Source organism: Brachyspira sp., from assembly GCF_029258575.1.
Taxonomy (GTDB): Bacteria; Spirochaetota; Brachyspiria; order Brachyspirales; family Brachyspiraceae; genus Brachyspira.
The window spans coordinates 1-7,793 of record NZ_JARHYI010000052.1 but is presented as its reverse complement, the minus strand read 5'-3'; the positions used below and the strand labels follow the sequence as shown (position 1 = coordinate 7,793).

General features: G+C 27.7%; 8 protein-coding genes and 1 tRNA gene. 6 read left to right on the top strand and 3 right to left on the bottom strand.

Translation table 11 applies throughout. The features are described from left to right. Positions 1-509 precede the first annotated feature (509 nt). The 5 genes from fabV to Q1J76_RS04335 all read left to right on the top strand — a co-directional run bounded on the left by fabV (position 510) and on the right by Q1J76_RS04335 (position 3,009). Positions 510-1,688, top strand: coding sequence for an enoyl-ACP reductase FabV (fabV, locus tag Q1J76_RS04355; protein ID WP_300367349.1), 1,179 nt, complete (start codon positions 510-512; stop codon positions 1,686-1,688). Positions 1,689-1,824: 136 nt separating this feature from the next. Next, a tRNA-Asp gene (locus Q1J76_RS04350) sits at positions 1,825-1,899 on the top strand. A 27-nt stretch (positions 1,900-1,926) separates the two neighbouring features. Continuing rightward, a complete protein-coding gene (gene rpsT, locus Q1J76_RS04345; protein ID WP_300367347.1) occupies positions 1,927-2,190 on the top strand; it encodes a 30S ribosomal protein S20 in 264 nt (87 codons plus the stop codon). Between the two features lie 183 nt (positions 2,191-2,373). Next, positions 2,374-2,514: a hypothetical protein gene (locus tag Q1J76_RS04340; RefSeq protein WP_300367345.1), complete on the top strand. Its 141-nt coding sequence runs from the start codon at positions 2,374-2,376 to the stop codon at positions 2,512-2,514. A 39-nt stretch (positions 2,515-2,553) separates the two neighbouring features. Next, a complete protein-coding gene (locus tag Q1J76_RS04335; protein WP_300367343.1) occupies positions 2,554-3,009 on the top strand; it encodes a PepSY-like domain-containing protein in 456 nt (151 codons plus the stop codon). Here Q1J76_RS04335 and Q1J76_RS04330 read toward each other — a convergent pair. After that, positions 3,006-3,998 (bottom strand): tetratricopeptide repeat protein, encoded by a 993-nt coding sequence (locus Q1J76_RS04330; protein ID WP_300367341.1) that lies wholly within the window; start codon positions 3,996-3,998, stop codon positions 3,006-3,008. The two genes, Q1J76_RS04335 and Q1J76_RS04330, sit on opposite strands and share 4 nt — an antisense overlap. Positions 3,999-4,256: 258 nt before the next feature. On the opposite strand from Q1J76_RS04330, the gene Q1J76_RS04325 reads away from it, so the two are divergent. Continuing rightward, positions 4,257-5,597 (top strand): CoA-disulfide reductase, encoded by a 1,341-nt coding sequence (locus Q1J76_RS04325; protein WP_300367339.1) that lies wholly within the window; start codon positions 4,257-4,259, stop codon positions 5,595-5,597. A gap of 66 nt (positions 5,598-5,663) precedes the next feature. Here the strand turns inward: Q1J76_RS04325 and Q1J76_RS04320 are convergent, their stop codons facing one another. Both Q1J76_RS04320 and Q1J76_RS04315 read right to left on the bottom strand, forming a co-directional pair. Then, entirely contained in the window at positions 5,664-7,064 is a 1,401-nt protein-coding gene (locus Q1J76_RS04320; protein WP_300367337.1) for an L-cystine transporter, read from the bottom strand. A gap of 574 nt (positions 7,065-7,638) precedes the next feature. After that, positions 7,639-7,793: flagellin (locus Q1J76_RS04315; protein ID WP_300367351.1), on the bottom strand; the 155-nt coding region annotated here is incomplete at its 5' end.

Here is a 7,793-nt window from a genome sequence, read left to right as displayed (position 1 = left end):
CAATAGCTCCTTTAAACTCTATACAATCCATATCTCCTCCGACATATAGATTATGATATAATTTTTTCATAATGATAAATCTCCAATCAATTTTCTCATCATTATAATAACATAAATTTAATAAAGTGCTATAATAATTAATACAATTTATCAAAACAATATTTTTATAATACTAACTTTATAATGAAATATAAAAAAGTTTATTTAAATTATATATATTAAATAAATTCTAATTAAGCAAAATTGGGCTTGAAAATAAATTTTAAAACTTATTTACATACCCCGCCCTTTATTCTTTTTCGTTTTACTATAAATTTCTACTTTAATTATTTTATAGTTTCATTAGAAATTTCTGCCCCCACCCAAGTGTTATTTAAATTTAGAATTTCATTATACAAATTTTATAACTAATTTAATTGAAAAAAAAACAATTTTATTATAAAGTATTTAATGATAAGATTGATTAAAAAAATATATAAAAATACGTTTAAAATATAGGAGAAACAATTATGGTAATTGAACCAAAAATATTAAATAATATATGTACCACTGCCCATCCTCTAGGCTGTGCTAAAGAAGTTGAAAATCAAATTAATTATGTAAAATCTCAGCCTAAAATAAAATCTAATGTGAAAAATGCTCTTATATTGGGAGCTTCAGGCGGATACGGACTTGCAAGCAGAATAGTAGCAGTATATGGATTAGGTGCAAAGACTATAAGTGTATCATTTGAAAAAGAAGCTACTGGTAAAAGAACAGCCACTCCTGGTTGGTATAATAATGAAGCTTTTACAGCTTGTACTAAAAAAGACGGCTTGGAAGATAAAAACTTGATACTAGATGCTTTTTTAAATGCTTCAAAAGAAGAAGTCATTAAAGAAGCTAAATCATTTTTTAAAGGTGAAAAAATAGATTTGGTAATATATAGTTTGGCAGCCCCTGTGAGAACAGATGAATCTACAGGAGTACTTTATAGATCAGCTTTAAAACCTATAGGTAAAAAATATAATGGTATAGGAGTTGATTTTATTACTGAAGAATTATTAGATGTATCTATTGATCCTGCCACTGAAGATGATATACAATCTACTATAAAGGTTATGGGAGGAGAAGATTGGCAATTATGGACAGATGCTCTATTAAATGCCGATTTGTTATCAGAAAATGCTATTAATGTAGCTTATTCTTATATAGGTCCTGAAATAACAAAAGCAATTTATAGAGAAGGTACTATAGGAAAAGCTAAAGATCATCTTGAATCTACTGCTCATGAATTAGATAAAAAGATGCAGGAAAAAATCAAAGGACATGCATATGTATCTGTTAATAAAGCAGTTGTAACTAGATCTTCCGCTGTTATCCCTACAGTTCCTCTATATATAGGAATATTATTCAAAGTGATGAAAAATAAAGGACTTCATGAAGGCTGTATCGAACAAATGTACAGACTTATGAGTGAAAAACTTTATAACGGCAAAGAAATACCAGTTGATAGCGAAAATAAAATAAGATTAGATGATTGGGAAATGAGAGATGATATTCAAAAAGAAGTTCTAGATTCTTGGAATAAATTAACAAAAGATAATTTAAAAGAAATGGCCGATTTGACACTATTTAGAAAAGATTATATGAATATGCATGGTTTTGAAGAAGATGGTATTGATTACAGTAAAGATGTAGAAGTATAATAATATAAAAATAATATATAGAAGTGAAGTTTAATTTTTAAGCTTCACTTTTTTTATATTAATTATATTTTTTTTAAATTTCATACTTGACAAAAATTATAATTAGTATATAATACAAACCATTCCTTAACTAATTGGAGTTGTAGCTCAGTTTGGTTAGAGCGCCTGCCTGTCACGCAGGAGGCCGCGGGTTCGAGCCCCGTCAACTCCGCTTTTTATTTTAACAGGGAGAAAATAAATGCCTAATATAGCTTCTGCATCTAAAAGATTAAGACAAAATGAAGTTAGAAATCTTTATAATAGAAAAATTAAAAGCTTTTTAAATACTCAGAAAAAAAGAGTGATAAAATCTATAGATAGTAATGATAAAGCTGCTGCAATGGAAGAATACAAAAAATATTCAAGTGCTTTGGATAAGGCTGCTAGAAAATCTGTTATACATCTTAACAGAGCTAGTGCAAGAAAATCTGATATTATGAAGAAAATTAATGCTATGAAATAATTTTTATAGCTTATTTATATTAAAAGACTCGTACAATTATTTGTATGGGTCTTTTTTTATTATATCAATTTAATAATTTTATAGTTGTCAATATATATTTTTTTATTATTATATTATTATATAATTATTTTTTTTAATTTAAAAATAAAATGTAGCATCTTATTTAATAATTATAATACTTTATTGTTAAAGAAGAATTATTATGATGAATTATTCAATGATGAAGAATATGATTTTTTAATCAAAGAGTATAATGACATTATTAATAATATTTCAAATGAAGAAATAGCTGATACAGTGAACACTTATAATAAAAAACTCTAATATAAAAATTATAAAATACGAGAATAGTAAACAGGAAATATGAAATATATAAAATTAATATTATTGATATTTAGTGTAAATATATATGCTCAGGTCATAACAGCAAATTCCCTGCCATTGAGAGCAAGAAATTTTTTGAATCTCAATTTTCCAGGAAACAATATAGAAACAGTCGCATTATATCAAAATGGTAACGGTTATGAGGTAGATATAGATTTCGGATATAAATTTATATTCTATGAAACAGGATTATGGAAAAAAATAAGTGTTATAAATGATCAAGCCAAAACTAATGGAATACCTAGAAGTTGTTTGCATAAATCTATGGTTAATATAATTGCCAATGAATACCCTGCTTCTAAAATAACAGATATAGAAAGAAAAGACAAAAATTTCATAATAAAATTAGATGATAAATACCTATTAGAAATAAGTGGATATGGTATTATAATTAATCAAAAAAATTTAGAAGATAAAGAGCAAACCAATAATTAAGGTTCAAACTCTTTAGATTTATTTAATACTGATATAGACTTATCTCTATCTCCCATAGCATTATATATATCTGCAAGTAATATATATATTTCTCTGCTACTTCCTATTTCAATGCATTCTTCCAATACAATCAAAGCATTATCATAAAGTCCTGCATAATAATATGATAATCCTAAATAATAATATGATGATAAATGTTTTTTATTAATTTCTAAAGCCTTATTTAAATTGTATATAGCATTCATATAATCTTTAAGCTCATAGAAAGAAGCTCCAATATAATAATACAATAAATAATCCTTATCATCTATATTCAAAGCATTTCTAAAACAAGTTAAAGAACTATTAAAATCATTAAGCATAAAAAAACAAAAACCCATATTAAAATATGCAGAATAATTATCTTTTTCTATTTCAATGATCTTTTCGAATATATCTATAGCCTTCTGATATTCATATTTTTCCTTATATGAAATAGCAAGCATATAAAGGCTGTCATAATCATATTTATTAAGTTCCATAGCCCTTTCAAAAGATTCTATAGCCTCATCTATTCTTTTTAAATGATATAAAGCTATTCCCAATGTACGCCAATTAAGATATTCTTTTGGAGATATCATAAATGATTTATTCAAAACATTAACAGCATCTTCATATCTTGAAGCTTCTATATAGCATTTTCCAAGCCAATTAAGACTAATATAATCATTATTCTCAATTTCATACGCTTTTTCAAGATGATAAATAGCATCTTCATAATTTTTTGATTTAGTATATGATATACCTATAAGCCTCCATATAGAATAGTCAGTATTATTTATAAGCAATGCCTCTTTAAATAATTCTATAGCATCTTTATGATTACCAAGCTGAGTATAAAATACACCAAAATCAATTTTAGCGTTATAGTTATTAGGATCTCTTTCACATAGATTCTTATAGTATGATATCATATTATCTACTTTACTCTGAAGACTATCATCTGACATAAAAAATTATTCCCTTAAAATAAATTTTAATGCTATTAGTATATGTTTAGCATTATTTTTTTTCAACTTTTTTGATATTATTATAAAATTGTATAATATCTTAATTTCATAAGTTATAAGTATTTTTATTAAATAACTGTAATATTATTATAATTTTAGCTTTAAATTTAAAATAATATGATGTAGAATCAAATAGGAAATTGACAAAGAAAACATTTTTAATATACTATATATAGGTATATAAAAAAGGAGTTAAAAATGAAAAAAGTTATAATAATAGGTGGAGTAGCTGCTGGAATGAGTGCTGCTGCTAAAGCTAGAAGATTAGATAAGGAAGCTGTGATAACAGTGTATGAAAAAACTGATATTGTATCTTGGGGAGCATGCGGAATGCCTTATTATGTAGGAGGATTTTATGAAAGTTATAATACAATGATAGCAAGAACTGCAGAAGCTACTATAAAGTCTGGAATAGATTTGAAAGTAAAACATGAAGTATTAAAAATAGATGCTAAAAATAAAAAAGTATTAGTTAAAGATATAGATAATAATAAAGAATTTGAAGACAGCTATGATTCTCTTCTAATAGCTACAGGTGCTAAATCTATAATACCAAATATACTTAACATTAATATCGGAAATGTATCAACTTTAAAAGAGTTTAATGATGCAATAGATATGAGAGAAAAAATGAAAGATTCCAATATTAAAAATGTTGTGGTATTAGGTGCTGGATTCATAGCTATTGAAGCAGCTCATGCTTTAAAACATATAGGAAAGAATGTTACTATAATACAACGTTCCGAGAGAGTATTCGGAAATAAATTCGATAAAGAATTTTCGGATATGGTTATAGAGCATATAAAAGAAAATGTTGATTTGCGTCTTAATGAAAAAGTTACATCATTAGAAGCTGATAATAATAATAATGTTAAGGCTGTAATCACAGATAAAGGAAAATATGATACCGATTATGTCGTTGTTTCTATAGGGGTAAAACCTAATAGCGACTTGGCAAAAGATGCTGGAATACAATTAATGGATAATGGTGCTATACTAGTTGATAGAGAAGGAAAAACAAGTATAGATTCTATATATGCTGCGGGAGATTGTGCTAGTATATATGACAGAGTATTAGATGAACAAAATTATGCTGCTCTTGCTACTGGAGCGAATAAACTTGGAAGAATGGTTGCTAGTAATTTACTAGGAGGACATGAAAAATTTATAGGAAGCTTAACAAGTGCCTGTATACTTGCATTTGAGCTTGAAGCGGCAAGAACTGGAATAACAGAAGAAGAAGCTAAAAAAAGAAACATTAATTATAAAACTGTTACTGTAAAAGATATAGATCATACGCATTATTACCCTGATTATCAGGATTTGCATATAAAATTGGTATATATGGCAGACAGCAGAAAGATAATTGGAGGACAGATATTAGGAAAAAGAGGTGCTGTATTAAGAGCTGATGTTATAGCAGCTTGTATACATGCTGGTATTACAGTAGATGAACTTGGAATGCTAGATTTATGCTATGCTCCCCCTTTTGCAAGAACTTGGGACTCATTGAATGTTACTGGAAATGCAGCAAAATAATTACAAATATAAATAAAAAGCATTATCTAATAAAAGATAATGCTTCTTATTTGTTATAGTTAATTGTTATATAATTTCTGCATCATTTGAAGAAGTATCATTAGAGTTAAATTTATCCATATCAACTTCTTTGAATATTTTACCAGCAGCAGCTGCAGTAATCATACCATCATTGACATTGAGCATAGTTCTTCCCATATCTATGAGAGGCTCTATTCCTAGAAGTATAGCTACCAAACCAACAGGAAAACCCAAAGCAGAAAGAGTTATCAAAGCGGCATTAGTAGCTCCTCCCCCAACTCCTGCTATACCAAAACTTCCTATCGCAATTATAACTACAGCCTTTATTAAAAAGGAAGGTTCAAGAGGATTAATACCCAAAGTAGGAGCTATCATGGCAACTACCATAGCAGGATAAATACCAGCACAGCCATTCTGCCCTATTGTTACAGATAGAGAAGCTGATAAATTAGATACACCTTCTGATATTCCCATTTTATCTTTTAATGTAGATATTGTTAAAGGCAAAGTACCAGCACTTGTTCTTGAAGAAAATGCAAATGCTAAAGTGGCAAATGCCTTACTATAATACTTCATAGGATTATAGCCGAATATTACAAGTATTATACTATGAACTATAAGCATAATTATTATAGCTATATAAGAAGCTAGAAGGAATTGCCCTAATTGTACAAATGCATGCAAATCACTAGTAGCCATAAATTTAGCCATAAGAGCTAATACACCATAAGGTGTTAATCTCATTACAAAAGCTACTATTTTCATCACTATATCATGCAAAGACTGCATAATTTTCAAAAAGAACTCAAATGATTCAGGCTTTTTCTTTCTTATTCCCAAAGCAGAAACTCCAACTAAAGCTGCAAAGAAAACTACGGAAAGTGTAGCAGAATCTCCCATACCAGCTAAAGATGCAAATGGGTTTGTAGGAATGATTTCCAAAAGCTGCTGAGGAACAGGTCTTGATGAAAACTCTTCTAATCTGCCCTCATAGGATAAAGCACCTTGTGATATATCACCTACTATAGATTGAAGTTTAGACGCATCTAATCCAAAACCTTTAGCAGTAAGAAAACCTACAAAAGCTGATATTGCTGTAGTTATTATCAATATACCTATTATTACAAGAGTTATTTTACCCAAATTGGTATTAGTACCCTTGATATTGATTAATGCCATAGTTATAGATACGAAAATCAAAGGCATTACCAACATTTGTAAAAGTCTTACATATCCGCTTGCAACAACATTATACCAAATGATACTTTGATTTACTATTTCCATATTGCTTGAATAAACAGTTCTAAGAACAAATCCTAGAATCAATCCCAAAACTAAAGCTGATAAAACTCTAACTGCGAAATTGATATGTTTTTTTTGCATGAAGTATAATAAAGCTATTAAAGCAAGCAATATTATAATATTGATCATAATAGAAATTCCCATATAAATAATTCCTTTTAATATTTTAGTGTTTTTTTAATATAATACAGTTTTAAAAAAAATGATAGTCTTAAATATTAAGATGATAATTTTATAAATTTCTAAAAACATAATTATCAGCATTGTAATTATATTTTGGAAGCTTCATAAAAATTTTAAAATCTTTTCTCACCCCCACCCTCTAATCTTTCTGTTCTAATTGAAATTTCAGCTTTAAAGTCCTTTTTTGAATAATTTTTAATTTCAGCACCCACCCTAGCTTTATTTAAATTTTAAACTAGTCACTACGCACGCAGAATAAAGCTAAAAATATAAATTTACTTATAATTCAAATTTTATCATTCTTTAAATTTCATTTACCGTGCGTTAAATAGACTATAAATTTAATCAACACTTGGGCGGGCATGCTTTTTCTTTTTTAATAAAGAAACAATTAAGATTTATAAATACTAATATAAGCAATAAATATAAAGGGCGGGGATTTAATTAAAACTTTAAAATAAAAATAGCCAGTCCCATTATAAAATGAGACCAGCTATTTTTAAATTAGTATGCTATAAACGCATTATCTTGATTATTACTGAATCAAACGTAAAGCACCTTGAGTTATAGTGTTAGCCTGAGCCAACATAGCTAAGTTAGCCTGACTTAAGATCTGATCTTTAGCGAATTTAACAGAAGTTTCAGCCATATCAGTATCTCTGATTCTGCTTTCAGAAGCTGCTGTGTTCT